19 protein-coding genes are annotated in these 22,673 nt (G+C 75.2%); 15 read left to right on the forward strand and 4 right to left on the reverse strand.

What is annotated here, in order from left to right; all coding sequences use genetic code 11:
* Positions 1 to 50: 50 nt before the first annotated feature.
* The 3 genes from IQ279_RS13620 (at position 51) to IQ279_RS13630 (ending at position 2,195) form a co-directional block, all read left to right on the forward strand.
* Positions 51 to 995 carry a hypothetical protein gene (locus IQ279_RS13620; protein ID WP_241028065.1) on the forward strand — a complete coding sequence of 315 codons (945 nt, stop codon included), beginning with the start codon at positions 51 to 53 and terminating at the stop codon, positions 993 to 995.
* Positions 996 to 1,161: 166 nt separating this feature from the next.
* A complete protein-coding gene (locus IQ279_RS13625) occupies positions 1,162 to 2,010 on the forward strand; it encodes a helix-turn-helix domain-containing protein (protein WP_206348796.1) in 849 nt (282 codons plus the stop codon).
* Positions 1,989 to 2,195 carry a DUF397 domain-containing protein gene (locus IQ279_RS13630; RefSeq protein WP_206348797.1) on the forward strand — a complete coding sequence of 69 codons (207 nt, stop codon included), beginning with the start codon at positions 1,989 to 1,991 and terminating at the stop codon, positions 2,193 to 2,195. The genes IQ279_RS13625 and IQ279_RS13630 overlap by 22 nt, the downstream gene beginning before the upstream one ends.
* A gap of 295 nt (positions 2,196 to 2,490) precedes the next feature.
* On the opposite strand, the gene IQ279_RS13635 is transcribed toward IQ279_RS13630, so the two are convergent.
* The 3 genes from IQ279_RS13635 to IQ279_RS13645 are packed head-to-tail and all read right to left on the reverse strand — an operon-like array spanning position 2,491 to position 5,361.
* Positions 2,491 to 2,790, reverse strand: coding sequence for a hypothetical protein (locus IQ279_RS13635; RefSeq protein WP_206348798.1), 300 nt, complete (start codon positions 2,788 to 2,790; stop codon positions 2,491 to 2,493).
* Between the two features lie 10 nt (positions 2,791 to 2,800).
* Positions 2,801 to 5,059, reverse strand: coding sequence for a 4-alpha-glucanotransferase (gene malQ, locus IQ279_RS13640; RefSeq protein ID WP_206348799.1), 2,259 nt, complete (start codon positions 5,057 to 5,059; stop codon positions 2,801 to 2,803).
* Between the two features lie 38 nt (positions 5,060 to 5,097).
* Positions 5,098 to 5,361, reverse strand: coding sequence for a hypothetical protein (locus IQ279_RS13645; RefSeq protein ID WP_093849159.1), 264 nt, complete (start codon positions 5,359 to 5,361; stop codon positions 5,098 to 5,100).
* Positions 5,362 to 5,826: 465 nt separating this feature from the next.
* On the opposite strand from IQ279_RS13645, the gene IQ279_RS13650 reads away from it, so the two are divergent.
* Positions 5,827 to 9,054 (forward strand): beta-N-acetylglucosaminidase domain-containing protein, encoded by a 3,228-nt coding sequence (locus IQ279_RS13650; RefSeq protein ID WP_307792344.1) that lies wholly within the window; start codon positions 5,827 to 5,829, stop codon positions 9,052 to 9,054.
* A 53-nt stretch (positions 9,055 to 9,107) separates the two neighbouring features.
* On the opposite strand, the gene IQ279_RS13655 is transcribed toward IQ279_RS13650, so the two are convergent.
* Positions 9,108 to 9,653 (reverse strand): HNH endonuclease, encoded by a 546-nt coding sequence (locus tag IQ279_RS13655; RefSeq protein WP_206348800.1) that lies wholly within the window; start codon positions 9,651 to 9,653, stop codon positions 9,108 to 9,110.
* Between the two features lie 215 nt (positions 9,654 to 9,868).
* Here IQ279_RS13655 and IQ279_RS13660 point away from each other — a divergent pair, with 215 nt between their 5' ends.
* The 11 genes from IQ279_RS13660 to IQ279_RS13710 all read left to right on the forward strand — a co-directional run bounded on the left by IQ279_RS13660 (position 9,869) and on the right by IQ279_RS13710 (position 22,665).
* The gene (locus IQ279_RS13660; RefSeq protein ID WP_241028095.1) at positions 9,869 to 10,993 is read left to right on the forward strand and encodes a mechanosensitive ion channel family protein; all 1,125 of its coding nucleotides are present in this window, start codon (positions 9,869 to 9,871) and stop codon (positions 10,991 to 10,993) included.
* 168 nt (positions 10,994 to 11,161) lie between these two features.
* Positions 11,162 to 12,442 carry an ROK family transcriptional regulator gene (locus IQ279_RS13665; RefSeq protein ID WP_206348801.1) on the forward strand — a complete coding sequence of 427 codons (1,281 nt, stop codon included), beginning with the start codon at positions 11,162 to 11,164 and terminating at the stop codon, positions 12,440 to 12,442.
* 81 nt (positions 12,443 to 12,523) lie between these two features.
* Positions 12,524 to 13,819 carry a family 4 glycosyl hydrolase gene (locus IQ279_RS13670; RefSeq protein WP_206348802.1) on the forward strand — a complete coding sequence of 432 codons (1,296 nt, stop codon included), beginning with the start codon at positions 12,524 to 12,526 and terminating at the stop codon, positions 13,817 to 13,819.
* Positions 13,810 to 14,829: an N-acetylglucosamine kinase gene (locus IQ279_RS13675; RefSeq protein ID WP_206348803.1), complete on the forward strand. Its 1,020-nt coding sequence runs from the start codon at positions 13,810 to 13,812 to the stop codon at positions 14,827 to 14,829. The genes IQ279_RS13670 and IQ279_RS13675 overlap by 10 nt, the downstream gene beginning before the upstream one ends.
* Before the next feature lie 375 nt (positions 14,830 to 15,204).
* Positions 15,205 to 16,638 carry a hypothetical protein gene (locus IQ279_RS13680; RefSeq protein WP_206348804.1) on the forward strand — a complete coding sequence of 478 codons (1,434 nt, stop codon included), beginning with the start codon at positions 15,205 to 15,207 and terminating at the stop codon, positions 16,636 to 16,638.
* A 203-nt stretch (positions 16,639 to 16,841) separates the two neighbouring features.
* Positions 16,842 to 16,997: a hypothetical protein gene (locus IQ279_RS13685; protein ID WP_206348805.1), complete on the forward strand. Its 156-nt coding sequence runs from the start codon at positions 16,842 to 16,844 to the stop codon at positions 16,995 to 16,997.
* Between the two features lie 114 nt (positions 16,998 to 17,111).
* The gene (locus IQ279_RS13690; RefSeq protein WP_206348806.1) at positions 17,112 to 18,437 is read left to right on the forward strand and encodes a PP2C family protein-serine/threonine phosphatase; all 1,326 of its coding nucleotides are present in this window, start codon (positions 17,112 to 17,114) and stop codon (positions 18,435 to 18,437) included.
* A gap of 582 nt (positions 18,438 to 19,019) precedes the next feature.
* On the forward strand, positions 19,020 to 20,213 hold the full coding sequence (locus tag IQ279_RS13695) for an FHA domain-containing protein (RefSeq protein WP_206348807.1): 1,194 nt from the start codon (positions 19,020 to 19,022) through the stop codon (positions 20,211 to 20,213).
* 157 nt (positions 20,214 to 20,370) lie between these two features.
* The gene (locus IQ279_RS13700; RefSeq protein WP_206348808.1) at positions 20,371 to 21,099 is read left to right on the forward strand and encodes an ABC transporter ATP-binding protein; all 729 of its coding nucleotides are present in this window, start codon (positions 20,371 to 20,373) and stop codon (positions 21,097 to 21,099) included.
* Entirely contained in the window at positions 21,096 to 22,166 is a 1,071-nt protein-coding gene (locus IQ279_RS13705; RefSeq protein ID WP_307792345.1) for an ABC transporter permease, read from the forward strand. The genes IQ279_RS13700 and IQ279_RS13705 overlap by 4 nt, the downstream gene beginning before the upstream one ends.
* Positions 22,167 to 22,260: 94 nt before the next feature.
* Positions 22,261 to 22,665, forward strand: a complete 405-nt coding sequence (locus tag IQ279_RS13710) for a globin (RefSeq protein WP_307792346.1) — start codon at positions 22,261 to 22,263, stop codon at positions 22,663 to 22,665.
* Positions 22,666 to 22,673 lie beyond the last annotated feature (8 nt).

Genomic DNA, 22,673 nt, shown 5'->3' on the forward strand with positions numbered 1-22,673 from the left:
CCCGCGCCCTGGCCGTCCTGCACCTCACCGTCACCCGGCCCCTGCTGCCGGTGCTTCGGGCCATCGGCCACCGTCACCCGGCCGACCCCGACCCCCTCACCGGCCCCCTCGACCCCGGACGCCTGCTCGGGGAGACGGCCGAAGTCCGCGACACCACCGGCACGTTCGCCATCGCCCGCCCCTACACCGTCGCCTTCCTCACGCCCGGCCCCGGTCACGCCCCGGCCCTGCGTCCCAGTCCGCAGACGCCCGTCCCACCCGGCGCCGACCGCTGGCTGTGGCAGCTCGCCTCGCGGTCCGTCCCCGCCGACTATCCCCTCGCCCCCGAGACCGCCGCCGAGGAACTGAGCCGGGCGGTACGGATCTCCGCCGACTGGAGTGCCCTGGTCCTGCGCCACGGCACCGCCTTCCTCGGCCACCGGACCGACCCCGGCGGAGGCGACTTCTACGCCTTCGCCGCCCTCCACGCCCGCACCGTCTACCTCGACGCCCTGCTGCTCGGCTCCCTCCAGCGCGACCACATCGACGAGCTGACCGACGAACTCTCCGCCGTCTTCGACGACGGCTCCCGCCTGGCCACCCGTGTCGCCGCCCTGGAGCGGAACATCGCGCGCTTCCGCAGCACCTACTGGCGCCAGCACCTCACCGCCCACGGCCCCGCCAACGGCCTGCTGCTCGCCTTCCAGAACCAGCACCGGCTGCCGGAGCGCTTCACCGAGATCCTGGCCGAGGCCGCCGACTACAGCCGGCTCGTCCAGACCCAGGAGAGTCAGCAGATCAGCGGCGCGCTCGGCGTGCTGACCATCCTCGGCCTGCCGCTGGGCACCGCACTGGGCATCCTCCAGGTACTCGGCGACGACTCCCCCGCGCACCTGCTGGCCGCGCTGGGGCTGTCGGTGGTGGTGACGGCCGCCGCGCTCACCACCCGCTACGGCCGCCTGGTCCTCTCCTCGCTGCGCGGCGGCCCCGGCTCCCGGCGCCGCCGGCGCCGCTGACCTCGGGCGGCTCCGGCCCACACTTCTCCTGTTGGGCAAGGCCGTGGGATCGGCGAACACCTTCGGGGGAATCATTCGCCGAACACGCCGTTCCGGTCACTCTGTGTGCTTGCGTGGAACGGAAGTTCAAGCCCGCATGCCCGTTCCGTGACAGGGGGAGCCCGCCATGACCGAGCCCAGGCAACTCGACCCGTACGCCTCGCCCAAGACCTTCTACGGCGCGGAACTGCGCCGTCTGCGCGAGGCGGCCGGACTCACCCAGTCCCAGCTCGGCGAGCGCGCCTTCTGCTCGGGCACGTACGTCGGCCAGTTCGAGACGGCCGTGCGCCGCCCGCAGCAGGACACCTCGAAACTGTTCGACGAGATCCTCGGCACCGGCGAACACCTGCAACGCCTGTGCCGACTGGCCCGGGAGAACAAGTACCCGGACTACTTCGCCGACGCGGCGGAGCTGGAGCAGATGGCGACGGAGATCAGCGAGTACGCGCCCATGCTGGTGCCGGGCCTGTTGCAGGTTGAGATCTACACACGGGCCATCACTCTCGCGGCACTCCCCCTCGCTTCGGAGGAGGAGGTGGAGAAGCTGGTTCGGGCTCGTATGGATCGGCAGTACCTTCTCAACCAGTCAACTGCGCCACAGTTGTGGGCGGTCCTCCACGAGACAGTGCTCCGGATCCCGATGGGAGGACCGACAGTCATGCATGAACAGCTCATCCATATCGCCCAACTGGCGCACTCCCACCGGATCATGGTGCAGGTTCTTCCGTTCACCGCTGCGGCGCACGCACTCTTGAACGGCATGGCGTCCCTGATGACCTTCCGCGACGCACCGCCTGTCGTCTACACAGAGAGCGCTGGCACCGGCCAGCTCATCGACGAACCGGTCATGGTGGAGCGATCCCAGAAGTCATACGATCTCGTCAGGGCCGCTTCGCTGCCTCCTATGGCGTCCCTGGACCTGATCGAATCGGTGGCCGAGGAGTACACGACATCATGCGCACCGCATACGACCTGAATACCGCTGTCTGGCGCAAGTCGTCCTACAGCGACGGCACCGGCGGGAGCTGCGTCGAGGTCGCCGACGGCTTCCCCGGCGTCATACCCGTCCGCGACAGCAAGGCCCCCGAGAGGCCCGCACTGGTCTTCCCGGACGCCGGCTGGTCCGCCTTCGTGACGGCGGTCAAGGACAGAGTGCTCTGACAGCCCGCGGCCATCCCGGTCACCGGCGGGGTGGGACGGCCAGCGGCCTTCCCGGGTTGGACGGCGACGGCGCGATGGTGGACGAGGAGGGGCGCGTCTACGAGCAGGTCCGCGTGACGATCCCCACCGCGCGTGCCCACGTGCCGGCCGCCGCCGGGGCCCTGACCGTCCGGGATCCGTGCTACTGCGGCGGCGGCTTCCGGTGGTCCGGCCGGGTCCGAAAGTGTCACCGGCCTCCGGCCGTCCGCTCTTGCGGGCAGGGCCGGCCGGAGGCAGGGTCCGGGGCGACCGCGGGTCAGCCCTGGTTGGGCTCCTGGCGGCCGGCGACCTGACCGCTCTTGCGGGCGGACTTGTCGCCGACCATCACCAGCGCGGCGATGATCACGAACAGGGCGATGGGCGCCACGACGTACAGGCCGAGGGTCTCGACCACGCTCAGGCCGGTGCCCGGGTCGTCGCCGTCGTCGCGGTAGAGGGCGAGTGCGGAGGGGGAGGCGACCAGCAGCGTCAGCGCGGTGAGGGCGGTGACGAATCCGGCGCGCACGGCGGCGCCGGCGCTCCTGACGTTCTCGTTGACCTTGACCTTGTTGTCCACGGAGTCAACGCTAGCGAACGTCTCCGGTCGTCACGCGTCCAGGGTGGTCTTCGGGCTCGGCGTGGCTCGCCCGGTACCGCCCCGAGTACCGCCCTCCGTGCTGCCCGGGAGCCGGTATACGGCGCTCGCGCGGCCCGTGCAGCTCCTCGTACACCGTCTCCAGCAGGTCGCGCATCCGGGGCGAGGTGACCAGCTCCTCCAGGGTGACGGGCCTGCCGTCGCCGTCGGCGACGGGAAGCCGCCAGTTGGGGTACTGGTCCCAGGTGCCCGGCACGTTCTGCGGGCGCCGGTCGCCGACGCCGTCGGGCAGCCAGACGCCGACCATCTTGGCGGGGGTGCGGGCCAGGAAGCGGTACAGACCCCTGATCTCGCTCTCCTCCTCGCCCGGTCCTTCCGGCAGCAGGTCCAGACGGGTCAGATGGGAGATCCACTCGGCGGTCTCCATGGCGTCCCGGGCCTGCTCCTCGGCGAGCGGGCCGGACAGCAGACCGAGGCCGTCGCGCAGCGCGACGTGGTCGCCGCTGAGGCGGGCGGCGGTGCTGGGCAGGTCGTGGGTGGTGGCGGTGGCCAGGCAGTCGACTCGCCAGTCCCGCGGCTCCAGTGGCTGGGGGACCTCGTGGTTGGGGGTGCGGATGTGGTCGTAGTCGCGCTCGAACCACAGCACGGAGGTGCCCAGCACGCCGCGCCCGGCCAGTTCCCCGCGCACGCCCGGCTCGACGGTGCCCAGGTCCTCGCCGACGACGACCGCACCGGCGCGGTACGCCTCCAGGGCGAGCACGCCGAGCATGGCCTCGGCGTCGTAGCGCACGTACGCGCCCTCCGTGGGCGGACGGCCCTCGGGGATCCACCACAGCCGGAACAGGCCCATCACATGGTCGATGCGCAGGCCGCCGGTGTGCCGCAGCAGTCCGCGCAGCAGCGCGCGGTAGGGGGCGTAGCCGGAGGCGGCCAGCGCGCCCGGGTTCCAGGGCGGCAGGCCCCAGTCCTGGCCGTGGGGGCTGAAGGCGTCCGGCGGGGCGCCGATGGACATGCCGGTGGCCAGGAAGTCCTTCAGCGCCCAGGCCTCGGCTCCGGAGGGGTGGACGCCGAGCGCCAGGTCGTGCACCAGGCCGATGGACATGCCCGCGTCGCGGGCGGTGCGCTGGGCGCGTGCGAGCTGGGCGTCGGTGAGCCAGGCCAGCCAGGTGTGGAAGTCCACCCGGTCCAGCAGTTCGCCGCGGACGCGGGCGGTGGCGGCCGAGCGGGGATCGTCCAGGCCGGCGGGCCAGGAGCGCCAGTCCGGTCCGTGGAGCTCGGCGAGGGCGCACCAGACGGCGTGGTCCTCCAGGGCCTGGCCCTGCTCGGCGAGGAAGTCGCAGTACGCGACGTGGCGGCCGGGCCCGAGGGGGACGGTGCGCACCAGCTCCAGGGCGCGGCGCTTGAGCGACCACACCGCGTCGCGGTCGATCATCCCGTCCTTGGCGAGGGTGGCCTCGCGCAGTTCGGCGGCCTGGGCCAGCAGCTCGTCCGCCTTCGCGCGGGCCTCGCCGCGCAGGTAGGCGTACTCGGAGATCTCCTCGATCCGCAGGTGGACCGGGTCGGCGAAGCGCCGCGACGAGGGGCGGTAGGGGGAGGGGTCCACCCTCTCGCCCTCGGCGGCGGGCACGGCCGAGTGCAGGGGGTTGAGCTGGATGAAGTCGGCTCCGGTCGCCCGCCCGGACCAGGCGGCGAGGTCTGCGAGGTCGGCCAGGTCTCCCATGCCCCACGAGCGCGAGGACAGCAGCGAGTAGAGCTGGATGAGCAGGCCGAAGGAGCGGTCCCGCACGGCGGGGAAGCGGTCCGGGGCGACGATCAGGACGGCGCTCGCGGTGCGGCCGTCGGGGGCCTCGGCGTGGAGGGTGTGGCAGCCCAGGGGGAGCCGCTCGCCGTCGGCGTCCGGGTCCGCTCCCCAGTCCAGGGTGCGTCCGTCCTCCGTCTCGACCCTCAGTGCGGTGCCGTCGGGGAGTGGAGGGACGCCGCCGCGGACGACGGGCGCGGAGGCGGCGGGCGGGGAGGAGTCGCCTCGGGAGGGGGCACGTACGACGACGGTGGGGGGCAGCAGCCGGGCCGCCTCCTCGCGCGCGTGGCGCGCCAGGGCGTCGCGTACGGCGTCCGGGGTGGAGGCGTCGACGCCCAGTGCGGCGAGCACTTCGACGATCGTGTCGTCGGGCACCCGGATCGTACGGCCCGGGGCCGGGTCGTAGGAGGTGCAGACTCCGTGTGCCGCGGCCAGTCGCGCCAGTCGGCTCATGGGAACTTCCTCCGCTCTCCCCCTGGGCTCACCCGGGTCTAGATCTCCGCGGAATCCGTTCCGTATCCCACCCCGGCCGGTTCGCTGGTCAGCGGGAGCTCGGCGGCCAGCGGCGGCTCACTGGTGAGCGGGGCGGCGTCGGCGAGTGGTGGTTCGCTGGTCAGCGGTGTCTCGGCGTAGTCCCAGGAGCAGGAGCCGTCCAGGCCGGAGTCGGGGTCGGAGACTCCGGACAGGTCGATCGGCTCCTGCCCCTGTTTGGGAAACAGGGGGAGGGGGGTGAGGAGTTCAGCGGACGCGGCCACGGGGGCCTCCGTTCGTTGCTGTCGGTCGGACATCAGGGCCCTACCCACTGAGGCGGAGCCCAGACACTTTCGGCGGGACAAACGTGAGATGGCTCACAGCCCCGTCGCCGATGATTTCGCGGTTCGATGCGCCTGTCAGCGTAGGGCATTCGAGCAAAGCGGGCATCTTGGCCAAGATTTACCGCCCCTTCGCGGGGCGGCCGCGCGGTAGGGCTTCGGGCCAGCCGCGTCCGAGGGCGCCCGACGGCGTCGGACGATGGCCGGCCTCGTCCGCACCGGTCGACAAACCGGGCGCTTCGGCCCCTGTCGTTGACACCTTCACCACGTCGGTGATGGGCTCGTTACCTATCGGTGGGTCCACTGCCCGGCCGGAGAGCCGCGGCCGCCCCGGTCGGGGCGGGGCCGGGCGGAGGAACGAGCCGGGAGACGGGTCGGTGAACGGGTCGAGAGGGGCCTGAGGAACACGTGAACCACGCGACGCATGGCCGCGCCGTGCGCCGGACCGGTGCGACGGCACTGGTCGCGGCCGTCCTCGGCGGACTGCTCGGCGGCGCACCGGCCGCGCACTCGGCGCCACCGCGGGACCAGGCGGCCGAGGAGCCCGCGCGGGACGCCGCGGGCTCCGACGACCGCGTCCGCCTGGACGGCGCCCCCGGCGTGTGGCCGCGCCCACAGTCCCTGCGCACACGCGGCCCGGCCGTGCCCGTCGGGCAGGAGGTGCTGCTCGTCGCCGACGGGGACGCCGACCCGTACGCCCTCGACACCCTCCGCGACGTCCTGCGCGCGGCCGGGGCGCGCGAGGTGCGCACCGTACGCCCCGGGGAGGAGAAGCGCGCCAACGGGCTGGTGGTGCGCGCCGGCGACCGGGCCGCCGAGCGGGCGCTGCGCGTCCTGGGCGCGCCCGAGCGCGGCGACCTGCCCCCGGGCGGTTACCGGCTGGCGGCCGGGCGGGCGGACGGCGTGGACGGCCCGGGCGGCACGGTGGCGCTGGCGGGCGTCGGCCCGGACGGGCTCTTCCACGCCGCGCAGACGCTGCGGCAGCTGGTGACCACCGGCGAGGGCGGGGCGCGGATCACCGGGGCCGTCGTGCGCGACTGGCCCGCCTCGCCGGTGCGCGGCACCACGGAGGGCTTCTACGGCGAGGCCTGGCCGCACCGCGAGCGGCTGGCCCACCTGGACTTCATGGGCCGCACCAAGCAGAACCGCTATCTGTACGCCCCCGGGGACGACGCCTTCCGCCAGTCGCGCTGGCGCGAGCCCTACCCCGCCGAGCGGCGTGCGCGGTTCCGCGAGCTCGCCGAGCGCGCCCGGCGCAATCACGTGGTGCTCGGCTGGGCCGTCTCGCCGGGGCAGTCGATGTGCCTGGCCTCCGAGGGCGACCGCAGGGCCCTGCTGCGCAAGATCGACGCCATGGCGGCCCTGGGGGTGCGGGCGTTCCAGCTCCGCTTCGAGGACGCCGGCTACACCGAGTGGCACTGCGACGCCGACGCCGAGCGCTACGGCACGGGGCCCCAGGCCGCGGCCACCGCCCACGCGGAGCTGGCCAACGAGGTGGCGGCGCATCTGGCGAAGCGGTACGGCTTCGGGCGCGACGCGGTGCCGCTGTCGGTGCTGCCGACGGAGTTCTACCAGGACGGTCCCACCGAGTACCGCGGCACGCTGGCGAGGAAGCTGGACGCGGACGTGGAGGTGGCCTGGACGGGAGTGGGGGTCGTGCCCGCCGCCATCACCGGCGGTGAGCTGGCCCGGGCCCGCACCGTCTTCCGCCACCCGCTGGTCACCATGGACAACTACCCGGTCAACGACTACGCCGGCGACCGCGTCTTCCTCGGCCCCTACACCGGCCGGGAGCCGGCCGTCGCCAACCGCTCGGCGGCGCTGCTGGCCAACGCGATGGAGCAGGCGACGGCCTCCCGCCTGCCGCTGTTCACCGTCGCCGACTACGCCTGGAACCCGCGCGGCTACCGGCCGCGGGAGTCCTGGAAGGCGGCCGTCGAGGACCTGGCCGCGACGGGCGGCGGGGAGAGGGGGGCCGGGCGCTCCGGGGAAAGGGCCCGCGAGGCACTGCACGCCCTGGCCGCCAACAACTCCTCCTCGGTGCTCGACGAGGAGGAGTCCGCCTACCTCGTCCCGCTGCTCGACGCCTTCTGGAAGGCCCGCGCGGGCGAGGACGACGCGGAGTTCGCCGCCGCGTCCGACCGGCTGCGCGACGCCTTCGCCGTGCTGCGCGAGTCCCCGGAGAACCTGGCCGGGGTCGCCGGCGGCGCCCTGAGCGAGGAGATGCGCCCCTGGGTGCGGCAGCTGGCGCGCTACGGGCGGGCCGGCCGGTACGCGCTGGACATGCTGGCCGCCCAGCGGCGCGGGGACGGCGCCGGGGCGTGGGAGGCGCGGCTGGAGCTCCAGCGGCTGCGCGCCGAGACCCGCGAGAGCGGGGTGACGGTCGGCGAGGACGTGCTGCCCGCCTTCGTGGACCGGGCGCTGAAGGCCGCCGACGACTGGTCCGGCGCGAGCGGCGGGGCGCAGAGGAAGGCCGGGCGCTCCGGGGAGCGGGTGCGCGGCGGTCCCGCGCCGCTGCCCGGATCCCCGCCGGAGCACGCCGCCGACGGCGACCCCGCAACCGCCTTCCGCGCCGCCGAGGAGCCCGCCCCCGGAGGCGGCGAAGGGGACGGCAGCGGTGACGAGCTGGTGCTGCGGCTGCCCCGGGAACGCTCCCTGGCGGCCGTCACCGTCCAGTCCGAGCCGGGCGAGGGCACCCGCGCCGCCGTCGAGGCCCATGTGCCGGGCGAGGGCTGGAGGCGGCTGGGCACGCTCTCCGAGAAGGGCTGGACGGAGGTGGACACCGGCGGTCTTCGGGTGGACGCCGTACGGCTGGCCTGGCAGGACGGTTCGAAGGCGCCGGTGATCCACGAGCTGACGCCCTGGTACTCGGACTCCCCCGGCGCCGGGCTGGAGCTCTCCCGCGAGGAGGCCAACGCCGTCATCGGCGGCGAGCCCGCCGCCGTCGGTGCCCGGCTGACCGGTCACCGGCCCACCGATGTGCGCGGCAGGCTGACCGTACGGGCGCCGGAGGGCTTCACGGTGCGGGCGCCGCGCCGGGTCACGCTCCGGCGCGGTGTGCCGGCGGCCCCGCGGATCGAGATCACCGCCGGGAAGGACGTGCGGCCGGGCACGTACCGCGTCCCGGTCACCCTCACCGCCGAGGGCGAGAGCCTGCGGCGGACGCTGACGGTGCGCGCCTACCCGCCCACCGGCGGGCCGGACCTGGCCCGGGGCGCGAAGGCCGGCTCCTCGGCCGACGAGACCGAGGACTTCCCCGCCTCGGCGGCCGCCGACGGCGATCCGGACACCCGCTGGTCCTCCCCCGCGAAGGACGGCCAGTGGCTGCGGTTGGAGCTGGACCGCCCGGCCCGGATCGGCGAGGTGCGGCTGCACTGGCAGGACGCGTACGCCTCCCGCTACCGCGTCCAGGTCTCCGCCGACGGCAGGCGGTGGAGCACGGCCGCGACCGTCCGCGACGGGCGGGGCGGCCGGGAGACGGTGCGGATGGACACCCCCGCGGACACCCGCTACGTACGGATCGTGGCCGACGAGCGGGCGACCCGGTTCGGCGTCTCGCTGTGGTCCGTGGAGGCGTACGCCGTGCGGGAGCCGGAGCGGGAGAAGGAGCGGAGGCCGGAGCAGGAGCGGGAGTAGGGACGCACCGGATACGGGGCCGTCACCGGCCCCGTACGGAGAACGCCCGGGTCTCAGGCGGGTGTCGTCGTTCTGCCTTCGATCCGGGCGAGGGCGTCGTCCGCGCCGTAGGGCCGCAGATACGGCAGCCAGCGCGGGTCCCGGTGCCCCGTTCCGATGATCCTCCAGGCCAGGCCGCTGGGCGGGGCGGGCTGGTGGCGCAGGTGCCAGCCCAGCTCCGCCACGTGGCGGTCGGCCTTGACGTGGTTGCAGCGGCGGCAGGCCGCCACGACGTTCTCCCAGGAGTGCTGCCCGCCGCGGCTGCGCGGTACGACGTGGTCGACGCTGGTCGCGACGCCACCGCAGTACGCGCACCTGCCGCCGTCGCGGGCGAACAGGGCGCGGCGGGTGAGCGGCACCGTGCCCCGGAAGGGCACGCGCACGAAGCGTTTGAGGCGGACGACGCTGGGGGCGGGTATTGCCTGGGTCGCGCTGTGCATGAGGGCGCCGGAGTCCTCCAGGCTGATCGCCTTGCCGTTGAGGACGAGTATGAGCGCGCGGCGGAGCGGTACGACGCCGAGCGGCTCGTACGACGCGTTGAGGACCAGGACGTGCGGCACGGTGCCTCCTTGTACGTCGGCGGCGCGTGGCTCGCGCCGGGACGATCTCCCCCAGTGTGTCCCGCGCCCCGGTGGCGGCGCCACCACGATCGCGTAACGCGCTGAGCGTGTTTTCGACCACACGTTGTTCCTCCCCCGCCCGGTGCCGCCGCTACCCCGGGTGACGCGGCCTGTTCGCCGGGGTGTCCCCCGTTAGTGTGTTGTGGGTGGATTCAATGGACGAGGCGCACAGGACCGCCACCGACACCGCGGGCTGGATAGAGGAGAACTGGGGGACCTGGCTCGCCATCGGGCTGCGCATCGCGCTGATCCTGGCGATCGCCGTCGTGCTGCGCTCGGTGGTCAGACGGGCCATCACCCGGCTGATCGCCCGGATGAACCGCAACGCCGAGGCCGAGGCCAGCGGCAACGCGCTGCGCGGCCTGCTGGTCAACGCCGAGCGGCGGCGCCAGCGCACGGAGGCCATCGGCTCGGTGCTGCGCAGCGTCACCACCTTCGTGATCATGGGGACGGCGCTGCTGATCGTGCTGTCCACCCTCGGCATCGACCTGGCCCCGCTGCTGGCCAGTGCCGGTGTGGCGGGCGTGGCGATCGGCTTCGGCGCGCGCAATCTGGTCACTGACGTGCTGACCGGGATGTTCGTGCTGCTGGAGGACCAGTACGGGGTCGGCGACCGCATCGACGCGGGCGAGGCCACCGGCACCGTCCTGGAGATCGGGCTGCGGGTGACCAAGCTGCGCGGCGACGACGGCGAGATCTGGTACGTGCGCAACGGCGAGATCAAGCGGGTCGGCAACCTCAGCCAGGGCTGGGCGACGGCCGCCCTGGACGTGGAGGTCCGCTCCGACGAGGACCTGGAGGAGGTCCGTTCGGCGATCGCCGCGGCCGGTGAGGGGATGTCGACGTCCGCGCCGTGGGACGAGGTCCTGTGGGCGCCGGTGGAGGTGCTGGGCCTGAACTCGGTGACGCTGGACACCATGGTCGTCCGGGTCTCGGCCAAGACGATGCCGGGCAAGGCGCTGCCGGTGGAGCGCGAGCTGCGCTGGCGCGTCAAGCGGGCGCTGGACGCGCGGGGCATCCGGATGGTGGACGAGGAGTCGCTGGCGGCCCTGCGGAAGCTGGACGAGGAGCTGGGGGCGCCGCCGCGCGGGCGGGGCTCCGGCCGGGTCCTGTTGGAGAAGGGTCCCGCGAAGGGGGCGGTGAGGGGGCCGGACGCCGCGAAGGAGGCGGTGGACCCGGTGAAGGACGCCCTGGCGAGGGATCCGGGCAGGGAGAGGGCCGGAGCCCTGGTGAAGGAGCCGAGGGACCTCGGGCGGAACTCCGGCGGGCCGCGCCGGTAGGACGCGGAGGACGCGTGGGGAGCCGCGCGGAGAACAGCGGAGAACAGGCGGGGAGCGGTACGAAGGCCCGCCTCCGGTACGTCCGTTGACGCCGGCCGGAGGCGGGCCCTAGTGTCCCGGCCAGAAGACAGGAAACCTTCCTTACAGTTCTGGGCGGGAGAGAGGCCCATGGCCGGGACCACTCCGGGGACGCCCCGGGTGCTGCGGGCGATGAACGACCGCGCGGCACTGGAACTGCTGCTCGCGCACGGCTCGCTCTCGCGCGGCCGCATCGGCAGGCTGACCGGGCTGTCCAAGCCGACCGCCTCCCAGCTCCTGGCCCGCCTGGAGGCCGCCGGCCTGGTCCGGGTCGCCGGCGCCAGCGAGGGCCGCCCGGGGCCGAACGCCCGGCTCTACTCGCTCGACCCGGCCGCGGCGCACGTGGCCGGGCTGGACGTCACCGCCACCCGCGTCCGCGCCGCGGTCGCCGACATCACCGGCCGTACCGTCGGCTCCTTCGAGGTGCCCGCGCCGGGGCGCTCCGGACCGTGCGGGGCCTCCGAGGCACCCGGGCCGCCCGGGGCCCCGGAAGGGCGGTCCGCCGAGCCGGTCGTACGGCAGGTCGTGGCCGCCGTGGACGGGGCCGCCGAGGCCGCCGGGCTCACCCGGTCCGCGCTGCACCGCGTCGTCATCGGCACCCCCGGCGCCTTCGACCCGCGCACCGGGCGGCTGCGCTACGCCTCCCACCTGCCCGGCTGGCACTCCCCCGGCCTGCTGGAGGAGCTGGCCGCCGCGCTGCCGGTGCCGGTGGAGTACGACAACGACGTCAACCTCGCCGCCGTCGCCGAACACCGCCTGGGCGCCGCCCGGGGACACGAGGACTTCGTCCTGCTCTGGAACGAGCAGGGCCTGGGCGCCGCGCTGGTGCTGGGCGGGCGGCTGCACCGCGGCCGGACCGGCGGAGCGGGCGAGGTCGGGTTCCTGCCCGTCCCCGGCGCCCCGCTCCTGCGGCGGGTGGCCCGCGCCAACAGGGGCGGGTTCCAGGAACTGGCGGGCGCGCGCGCCCTGCTGCGGACGGCGCGCGAGCTGGGCATCGAGCCCCCTGCCGGCCGGGACGGCGACGCGGCGGCGGAGCTGCTCGCCCGCGCGGTGGAACGGACCGGCCCGGAGGCCGGGCACGACGGCGGCGGCCCGTACGGCGAGCTGCTGCGCCGCGCCGCCACCGGGCTGGCGACCGGGCTGGCCGCGCTGGTCGCCGTCCTGGACCCGGAACTGATCGTGCTGTCCGGCGGTGTACTCGCCGCGGGCGGGGAGGCGCTGCGCGAGCTGGTGCGGCGGGAGCTGGACGAACTGGCGGCCCCCCGGCCGCGGCTGGTCCTCGGAACCGTCACCGGTCACCCCGTGCTCAGCGGCGCGCTGGAGAGCGCCCTGGCCACCACACGCGACGAGGTGTTCGACACCTCCCGCTGACACCCGGCGCCCCGGCGCCCCCGCGCCCCGGTACCCCGGCACATCCCAAGTCCCGCTCCCCGGCCCAGAGGAGGCAGTCCCGTGAAACTCGCAGTGGTGGGCGGCGGATCCACCTACACCCCCGAACTCGTCGACGGGATCGCCCGGCTGCAGGACACCCTCCCGGTCACCGAACTGGTCCTGGCCGACCCGGCCGGGGACCGGCTGGAGCTGGTCGGCGGGCTCGCCCGCCGCATGCTCGACCGCGCCGGCCACCCGGCCGCCGTCACCACCACCGGCGACCTGGACGCGGCCGTCGCCGACGCCGACGCCGTGCTGCTCCAGCTCCGCGTGGGCGGCCAGGCGGCCCGCGAACAGGACGAGACGTGGCCGCTGGAGTGCGGCTGCGTCGGTCAGGAGACCACGGGCGCGGGCGGACTGGCCAAGGCACTGCGCACCGTCCCCGTCGTCCTGGACATCGCCGAGCGGGTGCGCCGCGCCAACCCCGGCGCGTGGATCATCGACTTCACCAACCCGGTGGGCATCGTCACCCGCGCGCTGCTGAACGAGGGCCACCGGGCGGTGGGCCTGTGCAACGTGGCGATCGGGCTCCAGCGGAAGTTCGCCGCCCTGCTGGAGGTGGAGCCCGGCCGGGTGCACCTGGACCACGTCGGGCTCAACCACCTCACGTGGGAGCTCGGGGTGCGTCTGGGCGGGCCGGACGGGCGGGACGTACTGCCCGGCCTGCTGGCCCGGCACGGCGCGGCGATCGCCGCCGATCTGCGGCTGCCCGAGCCCCTTCTGCACCGGCTGGGCGCCGTGCCCTCGTACTACCTGCGCTACTTCTACGCCCACGACGAGGTCGTGTCCGAGACGCGGGAGCGGCCCCCGCGGGCGGCGGAGGTCGCCGCGATGGAGCGCGAGTTGCTGGAGATGTACGCCGATCCGGCGCTGGACACCAAGCCGGAGCTGCTGGCCGGGCGCGGCGGCGCCCACTACTCCGAGGCCGCCGTCGCCCTGGCCGCGGCCCTGCTGGGCGACGGCCGGAACGGCACGGGCAGGGCGGGCGGCACGGGCGGGGGCGCGCAGGTGGTGAACGTCCGCAACGACGGCGCCCTGCCCTTCCTTCCCGACGACGCGGTGGTCGAGGTCCCGGCCGCCGTCTCCCCGGCGGGTGCCGAGCCGCTGCCCGTACCGCCGCTGGACCCGCTCTACTCCGGCCTGATCTCGGCCGTGACGGCGTACGAGCACCTGGCACTGGACGCCGCCCTGCGCGGCGGCCGGGACCGGGTGTTCACCGCGCTGCTGGCCCACCCCCTGGTCGGCCGGTACTCCCTCGCCGAGAAGCTGACGGACCGTCTTCTCGCGCACAACCGGGAGTATCTGGCATGGGCCTGACCCCCGCCGCCGCGCTGGCAGTCGACGCGGGCAACAGCAAGACCGATGTGGCGCTGGTCTCGGCGGACGGGGCGGTGCTGGGCTCGGCGCGCGGCGGCGGTTTCCGGCCGCCGGCCGCCGGAGCGGGGAGGGCCGTCGCGTCGCTGGCGCGGACGGTGGCCCGGGCGGCGCGGGCCGCGGGTCTGGAGACGCGGCCGGGCGCCCCCCTGGCCGAGCATGTGTCGGCCTGCCTGGCAGGCGCCGACCTGCCGTGTGAGGAAAGGGGGTTGGCGGACCGTATCGGCGCTCTGGGCTGGGGCCGCACCCTCCGCGTGGCCAACGACACGTTCGCGGTCCTGCGCGCGGGCCTGCCCGACGACGGATCCCCCGGGCACGGGGTCGCCGTCGTGTGCGGTGCGGGGATCAACTGCGCCGGTGTGGCCGCCGACGGCCGTGTCCACCGCTTCCCCGCCGTCGGCCGCCTGTCCGGGGACTGGGGCGGCGGCGGGGGGCTGGCGGAGGAGGCCCTGTGGCACGCCGCCCGCGCCGAGGACGGCCGGGGCGAGGACACCGAACTGGCGAGGGCACTGCCCGCGCACTTCGGGCTGCCCAGCATGTACGCGCTGATCGAGGCTTTTCATCTGGGCCGTCTGCCGGGCGGGCGCAGGCACGAACTGGTGCCCGTCCTCTTCGCGGTGGCCGCTCGGGGCGATGCCGTGGCCCGCTTTCTGGTGCACCGGCAGGCCGAGGAGATCGCGGTGATGGCCTCGGTGGCGCTGGAGCGTCTGGGCCTGCTGGACACACCGGTGCCGGTGGTGCTGGGCGGCGGCGTCGCGGCCGCCCGCCATCCGCTGCTGCACGACCGCCTGCTCGGCCTGCTGGCCGGACGCGCCCCGCTGGCCGCCGTCCGCGTGGTCACCGCTCCCCCGGTCCTCGGGGCCGGGCTGCTGGCCCTGGACCGTCTGGAAGCCGGGCCCGCCCCGTACGCCCGGCTGCGCGCCCACTACGCCGGGCGCGCCGCACGCGACTGAGGCGCGCCCGGGCACACGCGCGCCCGGGGCGTCTCGCGCTCCCAGGGACCGCGTTCCGGACGGGCTCCTCCCCCGCGGCGGTGCCGTCACGGCTTCCCGCCGCCATACTGCCGACCGGGCTCCCGGATCCTCCACCGCGCGGTACGCGGGAACGGGGATCCGGCGGTCGGCGTCAACAGGGCGCCGGAAGAGTATCGCCGAAGTGGGCTGGGCAGTCCGCCGATGGCCGTACACGAGCGGTGTCCGGCCGACAAGATGGGAGCAGCGGATCCGGCGCTCCCCGCCCCGGCCCACCCGGGCGGGGCGGACGCCGGGTGCGGGCACGGCACGGGCGCGAACACGGACACGAAGACGACACGAGCGGCGAGGTGACCGATGGGGGACGACGGGGCTGCCGAACCGGGCGGACCGGTGATGGACCGGGAGGAGGTGGACCGTGCCCTGGCACGGCTCGGCGCGGAGCACGAGGCGGTGGAGACCTCCCTGTACGCGCTCCAGGACCACGCGGGACGCAGGCTGCTGGAGGGCGCCGAGCTGACCGGGGTGACCAAGGAGCGGTGGGCGCGGACGGAGGATGCCGTCTCGCTGCTGTGGACGTACTTCGACGCCTTCACCGCGGCCCTGGACGCCGCGCGCGAGCTGCGCGGCGAAAGCCGCTGGCCGGCGCCGGAGGACCTCGCCGGGCTGACCGCGCGGCTGCGCGGCCCGGCGGTCGCCGTCCCCGCGGCGGACAACCCCGAGTCCGGGTCCGGGTCCGGGTCCGGGTCCGGGTCCGGGTCCGGGTCCGGGTCCGGGTCCGGGTCCGGGTCCGGGTCCGGGTCCGGGTCCGGGTCCGGGTCCGGGTCCGGGTCCGGGTCCGTCGAGCGGATCACCCCGGCCGAGCTGGTGGCCCGGATGAACGCCTGGTACGCCCGGGCCCTCGACACGGTCGCCGCCGCCGACTCGGTGTGGTCCGCGCTGCCCGCCCGGATAGACATGCTCTCCGCCGAGCTCCACCGCATCCGCTCCCTGGCGCACTCCGTGGGCGTGCGCCCCGGGGAGCATCCGGCGGGCGACGAGCTGGAACAGGTCACCGCGGAACTGACCGCGCTGCGGGCCGAGGTCGTCGCCGACCCGCTGGCCTTCTGGGTGCCGGCGGGCGGGAGTTCGGCACCCGGCGGCGGGCGTCCCGACACCGTCCGGTACGACCGCGCGGCCCGTGCGCTGGAGAACGTCCGGCGCGAGATCGACGCCGTGCTCCAAGTGCGGCAGGACGCCGAGCAGCGGCTGATGCGGCTGCGCGACGTGCTCTCGCGCGCCGACCGCACCCTGGCCGAGGCGAGGACGGCGCGCGGCGAGGTGCTGGCGAAGATCGCGGCGGTCGGGGTGCCCGCGGTGAGCGGGCCGCCGACCGCTCTGTACGAGCAGCTCACGCTGGCCGCCGAGCACCGGCGGCACGCCCGCTGGCACCGGCTGTCGCCGCTGCTGGAGAGCCTGGAGGAGCGCGCGGACGAGGAGCTGGAGCGGGCCCGCGCCTCGCTGACCGCGGTGACCGCACCGCTGGCGGTGCGGGCGGGACTGCGCGGCCGGCTGGACGCGTACCGCGCGCGGCTGGCGCGGCACGGGGCGGCCGACGACCCCCTGCTCGCGGAGCGGTACGACGCCGCCCGGCGGCTGCTGTGGAGCGCTCCGTGCGATCTGCGGGCGGCCGAGCAGGCGGTGCTGCGCTACCGGGAGGCGGCGCTGGAGGTGCTGGCACCGCCCGGAGGACCGGCGGACGGGGGACCGGCGGGTGGCGAACCGGTCGGCGGACGGGAGGAGTCCCGTTGATCCGGACGGTCTTCGACCCGCCGGGCACCGCCCGGCGCGACCGAGGAGGGCGGGTTTGGACGCGCCCCTCCGGGAACGCTTGGTCACCGGGGCATCCGGCGGGGACGGCCAAGGGGCGTGCCAGGCGCTCTCCGGCGTCCACGGTGCCGCCATGGCATCTCCGCCCCGCCACCAGAACACCACGAAGACCATATTTTGAAGTCATGGACGAGACGACGCGCATCACGCTCCGCCTTCCCGCCATCCTCCGCACCCGGCCGGTCGGCCGGGCCGGGCCCGTCCGCAGGTCCCCCGGCCCCGGGGCCGTCCACCGTCTGGAGGTCGAGCGCGCCGCCGAGGCCGACGGCGCACCACGCTGAGGGCGACCCGCCCCTCCCCGTCCTGCACCGCAGGAGTCCGACTCCCTCCCCAGAGCGGGAGGCATCCCCACCCCGGCCCGGAGGCCGGGACATCATCGAAGGAACCCGTTGACCATGCCGCAGCCCGACCGCCCCTCCGTCTGCCCCCGGTGCCATGAGCCACTGGAGGACGGTGATCTCCACCGCGGCGCGTGCGGCGCCGGTCCGACGGCCGGAACGGGCGACTCGCGGCCCTTGATCCCGCCGCCTCCGGCGGCGCCGCCCGCCGCAGCGGACGCCGTGCGGGACGGATCGGACTACCTTCTGCCGCCCCCCGCCACCGCGCCCTCCGTCCCGCGGGTACCGCCGCCTCCGGCGGTGCCGCCCGCGGTCCCCGCACCCCCCGCGGCCCCCGCCGCGCAGGCCGGAGACGGCGCACGGGCCGAAGACGCCGGACGGTCCGAAGGAGCGGGGCAGGCCGGTCCGCCGGCGCCGGACCCGCGTGAGAGCCCGTTCCCGCCCGGCGCCCACGGCGGCGCTCCGGCCGGCGGTGGACAGGAGCGGTGCGTCGCCTGCGGCACCGGCGCCGTCGACGCCGAGGGCCGCTGCGAGCACTGCGGCCACGCCCAGCCGCGCGAGCGCGACCACATGGAGGAGGAGTCGGAGGGGGTCGCGGCGGTCAGCGACCGCGGACTGCGCCACCACCGCAACGAGGACTCCTTCGCCCTCTCGGCCGTCTCCCTGCCGGACGGCTTCCCGGCCGTGATCGCCGTCGTCTGCGACGGGGTGTCATCGGCGACCCGGCCGGACGAGGCCTCGGCCGCCGCCGCCGAGTCCGCGTGCGCGTCGATGAGGCGGTCCCTGCCGCGCGGCGCCGACCCGCGGCAGGCGATGCACGACGCCCTGGTGGCCGCCTCCGAGGCCGTCAACGCCCTGGCACCGGAACCGCGCGACCCGGTGGAGAACGCCCCGGCCTGCACCATCGTCGGCGCGGTGGTCGCAGGAGACCTCCTCACCGTCGGCTGGATCGGCGACAGCCGCGCCTACTGGATTCCCGAGGACCGCTCCACCGCGCCCGCCCGGCTCACCGAGGACGACTCCTGGGCCGCCCAGATGGTGGCGGCGGGCCTGATGGGGGAGGCCGAGGCGTACGCGGACGCCCGGGCGCACGCCATCACCGGGTGGCTGGGCGCGGACGCCTACGAACTCGACCCGCACACCGCCTCGTTCACCCCGGACCGGCCGGGTGTGGTGGTGGTGTGCACGGACGGGCTGTGGAACTACGCCGAGTCCGCCGGGGAGATGGCCGAGACCGTCCCGGCCGACGCCCGTGCCCACCCGATGCGGTCCGCGCGGCACCTGGTGGGGCACGCGCTGGACGGCGGCGGCCACGACAACGTGACGGTGGCGGTGCTCCCGTTCCCCGCGCCGCCCGGCGCCGGGCGGGCCGTGACCGGCTGACGCACCGCCCGCCGGGAGCGGCCGTCGCCGGAGTGCCTTCGCCGGATCGGGCGTACCGCGCCCCGCGACGGGCGGCAACCGGAACGAGTGCCGTCCGGCGGACGGCCGGTGCCGCCGGACGGGCCGGCCGGAGGTGGCGCGGATCACGGCCGGCGCCTCCGCCACGGCCGGCACGCCGTTCCGCGGCGCCCGGCGGCAGCGGCCCGGCATGCGGTGCGTCGGCCGCGCCCGGCCGGTTCCGCTTCCGCCGTCCGGCGGTCCACCCGCAGGCAACAGGAGTTCCGGCCGGGCGGAAACGGTCCCGCGGGTGCCGGGCGGGACTCCCCGTCCCCGCCCTCCCGGCACCCGCCTCCCCGGGCGGCTCCGGGCCGTGGACCGATGCGCCGGCGGGCGGTCGCGTCCCGGAAACGGTGGAGAAGGCGGTGGGCGTGACCGCCCCCGAGCCCGGTACTGTTCCGCTGACGGCGGTGGTCCCTCGAGGCCGACGGGACCACCGGACGCGCGGCTCGAAGACCGGGGCGCGCGAAGAAGCGAACGATCGAGCGACGCGACACGGAGCCGCACGGAGGGGGAAGGACCGACATGCCGACTTGCCCGAACGGCCATCAGTCGGCGGCCGACGACTGGTGCGAGGTGTGCGGCCACCGCATGGCCTCCGCTCCGGGTGTGCCCGCCGGTGCCGTCCCGCCGCCCCCGATGCCCGGCCGCGGCGGCTACGGCTATCCCGGCCCCGGAGTCGACTCCACGGCACAGGGCGAACCGTGCCCGCAGTGCCGCACCCCCCGCGAGGGTCAGTCCCCGGTCTGCGGGGAGTGCCGGTACAGCTTCCTCTCGCACTCCCCCGCCGCCTACAGTCCACCGCCCCCGCCCGCCCCGCCGTCGCAGATGCCCGGCGGCAGCATGAGCGGGCTGAACCTGCCGCCCGGCTTCCAGGCGCAGGGCCCGCCGTCTCCGCCCGCCCCGCCGCAGCAGCCCCAGCAACAGCAGCACCACGGGCAGCCGCAGCACACCCAGCCCCCGCACGGGCAGCCCGACTACGGCCGCTCCGACTACGGACAGCAGCCCGGCTACGGCTACCCCCAGCAGCCCCCGGCCCCCCAGCCACCACAGCACCAGCCCCCGCACCACCAGCAGCCGCAGGGAGGCGGCGGTGACGACTGGCCGCTCCCGCCGCCCTCACACGGCGGCCAGCAGACCGGTCAGCACACCCAGCCCCCGCACGGACAGCCCGACTACGGCCGCTCCGACTACGGACAGCAGCCCGGCTACGGCTACCCCCAGCAGCCCCCGGCCCCCCAGCCACCACAGCACCAGCCCCCGCACCACCAGCAGCCGCAGCATCAGCAGGGGCCGCCGCCCCAGCAGCAGCCCGCGAACTGGGCGGTGACGGTCGGGCCCGACCACGAGTACTTCACCGCGATGATGCGGCGCAGCGGCCCCGAGGGGGCCGGGCTCAACATGCCCGCCTACACCGCCGAGCAGCGCGTCCAGCTCAGCGGCCCCCAGGTCACCATCGGCCGCCGCCGCCACTCCACCGGCGAGTCGCCCGACATCGACCTGGGCCGCTCGCCGGAGGACCCGGGGGTCTCGCACCAGCACGCGGTGCTGGTGCGGCAGCCCGACGGAAGCTGGTCCGTGGTCGACCAGGACTCCACCAACGGCACCACCATCAACGGCGCCGAGGACCCGATCCAGCCGTTCGTCCCCACCCCGCTCCAGGAGGGCGACCGGGTGCACGTCGGCGCGTGGACCACGATCACCCTGCACCGGGGCTGACACCCCGGGCCGGCCCCCGGCCTGCGACTGACCGGTGCCCCGGCCAGGCCGGGGCACCACCGCCCAAGCCCCGGCACAGGACCCGGCCCGCCCGGTGATACCGTCCCGGACCCCCGCCAGTGCCGGAAGGCGATGTTCCGGCACTAGCCTCCGTCCCATGACAGACGCCGCGATCACAGTCGAGGGACTGCGCAAGCGGTACGGGGACGTACAAGCCGTCGACGGGGTGTCCCTCACCGTCGAACGCGGCGAGTTCTACGGCATCCTCGGACCGAACGGCGCGGGCAAGACGACCACCCTGGAGATGACCGAGGGCCTGCGCAAACCGGACGAGGGGACGGTCCGGCTGCTCGGCCGGTCCCCCTTCCCCCGCGACCCGGCGCTGCTGCGCCGCATGGGCGTCCAGCTCCAGGCGTCGGCGTTCTTCGAGAAGCTGACCGCCCGCGAGCAGATCCGCACCTTCGCCTCCCTCTACGGCGTCTCCTCCGAGCGCGCCGACGCGATGCTGGAGACAGTCGGCCTGACCGGGAAGGCCGGCACCCGCGAGAACAAACTCTCCGGGGGCCAGGCGCAGCGGCTGTCCATAGCCTGCGCGCTGGTCCACGACCCGGAGCTGGTGTTCCTGGACGAGCCGACCACCGGCCTCGACCCGCAGGCCCGCCGCAATCTGTGGGACCTGCTGCGCGCCATCAACCAGGAGGGCCGCACCGTGGTGCTCACCACGCACTACATGGACGAGGCCGAGACGCTGTGCGACCGGGTGGCGGTGATGGACCACGGCCGCGTGCTGCGTGTGGGCGCCCCGGCCGATCTGGTGGCGGAGCTGGGCGTGGACTCCCTGGAGGACGTCTTCCTCCAGCTGACCGGACGGGAGTACCGCCAGTGAGCGCCAAGACGTTCGCCAGCCTCTCCAAGGCGATGGCCCTGGGCCTGCTGCGGGACCGTACGGCCGCCTTCTTCATGCTGGTCTTCCCGCTGATGTTCCTGGTGCTGTTCGGCGCGCTGTTCCAGAACGACTCGACGGCCCGGGCGGAGATCGTCCAGATAGGCCGGGTGGAGATCTTCGACTCCCTGCCGCGCGAGGCGCGCGAGGGGCTGGAGGAGGTCCTGGAGATCAGACGGTCCGACGACAGGGACGCGGCCCTGGAGGAGGTTCGCGCGGGCGATGTGGACGCCGCCGTCTGGCAGGAGGGCGACGAGGTGCGGCTGCGCTACTCGGCCGCCGACCGGGTCCGGGCGGGCAACGCGCGGGCACTGGTCGACTCGGTCGTCCAGCAGGCCAACATCGCCGCGACCGGGCAGCCGCCCGCCTACGCGCTGACCGCCCGCCAGGTGGAGGACGAGTCGCTGAAGCCGATCCAGTTCCTCACTCCGGGCCTGCTCGGCTGGGCGGTGGCGATGGGCGCGGTCTTCGGTTCGGCGTTCACCCTGGTCAACTGGCGCAAGAAGCGCATCCTGCGGCGGCTGTGGCTGGCCCCGGTGAGCGCGGGCACGGTCATCGCGGCCCGCATCGGGGTGAGCGTGGCGCTGGCCCTCGTCCAGACCGCGGTCTTCCTCGGCGTGGCCTCCATCCCCTACTACGGCCTGGAGCTGAGCGGCCACTGGTGGCTGGCCGTACCGCTGGTGGTGTGCGGCACGCTGGCCTTCATGTCCATCGGGCTGGTCGTCGGCGCCTGGGCCAAGAGCGAGGAGGCGGCGAACGGAGTGGCCCAGGTGGTCATCCTGCCGATGGCCTTCCTGTCCGGCGCCTTCTTCCCACTGGACATCGCGCCGGCCTGGATCCGGGCGCTCTCCGGCCTCTTCCCGCTGACGTATCTGAACGAGGCGATGCAGGACGTCCTCTCCCGCGGCCAGTCCTGGGGCGCGGTGCTGCCCGTCATGGGCGGGCTGCTGCTGTTCGCGGCGGTCCTGACGGCCGTGGCCGCCCGGCTCTTCCGCTGGGACGACGCCTGAGGTCCCCGGCCGCCCACCGGGCCGGGCCCGGGTCCTCGGGGCACGGGCCCCGAGCCCTGAGGGCATGGGGCGGGCATCTGCGACCATGGGGGGCGTGATGGAGATTCCGCGTGGCGACGTGCAGACGCAGACCTTCTTCGAGCAGGTCGGGGGCGAGGAGACCTTCCGGCGGCTGGTGCGCCGGTTCTACGAGGGTGTGGCCGGGGATCCGCTGCTGCGGCCGATGTACCCGGAGGAGGACCTCGGGCCGGCCGGGGAGCGGCTGGCGCTGTTCCTGATGCAGTACTGGGGCGGGCCCCGGACGTACAGCGAGCAGCGGGGGCACCCCCGGCTGCGCATGCGGCACGTGCCCTTCAGGGTCGACCGCGCGGCCCACGACGCCTGGCTGCGGCACATGCGCGACGCCGTGGACGAACTCGGTCTGGCCCCCGAGCACGAGCGGCAGTTGTGGGACTACCTGGTCTACGCGGCCGCCTCGATGGTCAACACCCCGGACTGACCCCCGCG

The sequence above is a fragment of the Streptomyces verrucosisporus genome (genome assembly GCF_017114865.1).
In the GTDB taxonomy this organism is placed as follows: Bacteria; Actinomycetota; Actinomycetes; order Streptomycetales; family Streptomycetaceae; genus Streptomyces; species Streptomyces fenghuangensis.

What these genes read in the sequence shown, in the direction of transcription:
- IQ279_RS13625 (WP_206348796.1), top strand. Translation starts at nt 1,162, where the DNA reads ATGACCGAGCCCAGGCAACTCGACCCGTACGCCTCGCCCAAGACCTTC.
- IQ279_RS13630 (WP_206348797.1), top strand. Translation starts at nt 1,989, where the DNA reads ATGCGCACCGCATACGACCTGAATACCGCTGTCTGGCGCAAGTCGTCC.
- malQ (WP_206348799.1), bottom strand. Translation starts at nt 5,059, where the DNA reads ATGAGCCGACTGGCGCGACTGGCCGCGGCACACGGAGTCTGCACCTCC.
- IQ279_RS13660 (WP_241028095.1), top strand. Translation starts at nt 9,869, where the DNA reads ATGGACGAGGCGCACAGGACCGCCACCGACACCGCGGGCTGGATAGAG.
- IQ279_RS13665 (WP_206348801.1), top strand. Translation starts at nt 11,162, where the DNA reads ATGGCCGGGACCACTCCGGGGACGCCCCGGGTGCTGCGGGCGATGAAC.
- IQ279_RS13675 (WP_206348803.1), top strand. Translation starts at nt 13,810, where the DNA reads ATGGGCCTGACCCCCGCCGCCGCGCTGGCAGTCGACGCGGGCAACAGC.
- IQ279_RS13680 (WP_206348804.1), top strand. Translation starts at nt 15,205, where the DNA reads ATGGGGGACGACGGGGCTGCCGAACCGGGCGGACCGGTGATGGACCGG.
- IQ279_RS13685 (WP_206348805.1), top strand. Translation starts at nt 16,842, where the DNA reads ATGGACGAGACGACGCGCATCACGCTCCGCCTTCCCGCCATCCTCCGC.
- IQ279_RS13690 (WP_206348806.1), top strand. Translation starts at nt 17,112, where the DNA reads ATGCCGCAGCCCGACCGCCCCTCCGTCTGCCCCCGGTGCCATGAGCCA.
- IQ279_RS13695 (WP_206348807.1), top strand. Translation starts at nt 19,020, where the DNA reads ATGCCGACTTGCCCGAACGGCCATCAGTCGGCGGCCGACGACTGGTGC.
- IQ279_RS13700 (WP_206348808.1), top strand. Translation starts at nt 20,371, where the DNA reads ATGACAGACGCCGCGATCACAGTCGAGGGACTGCGCAAGCGGTACGGG.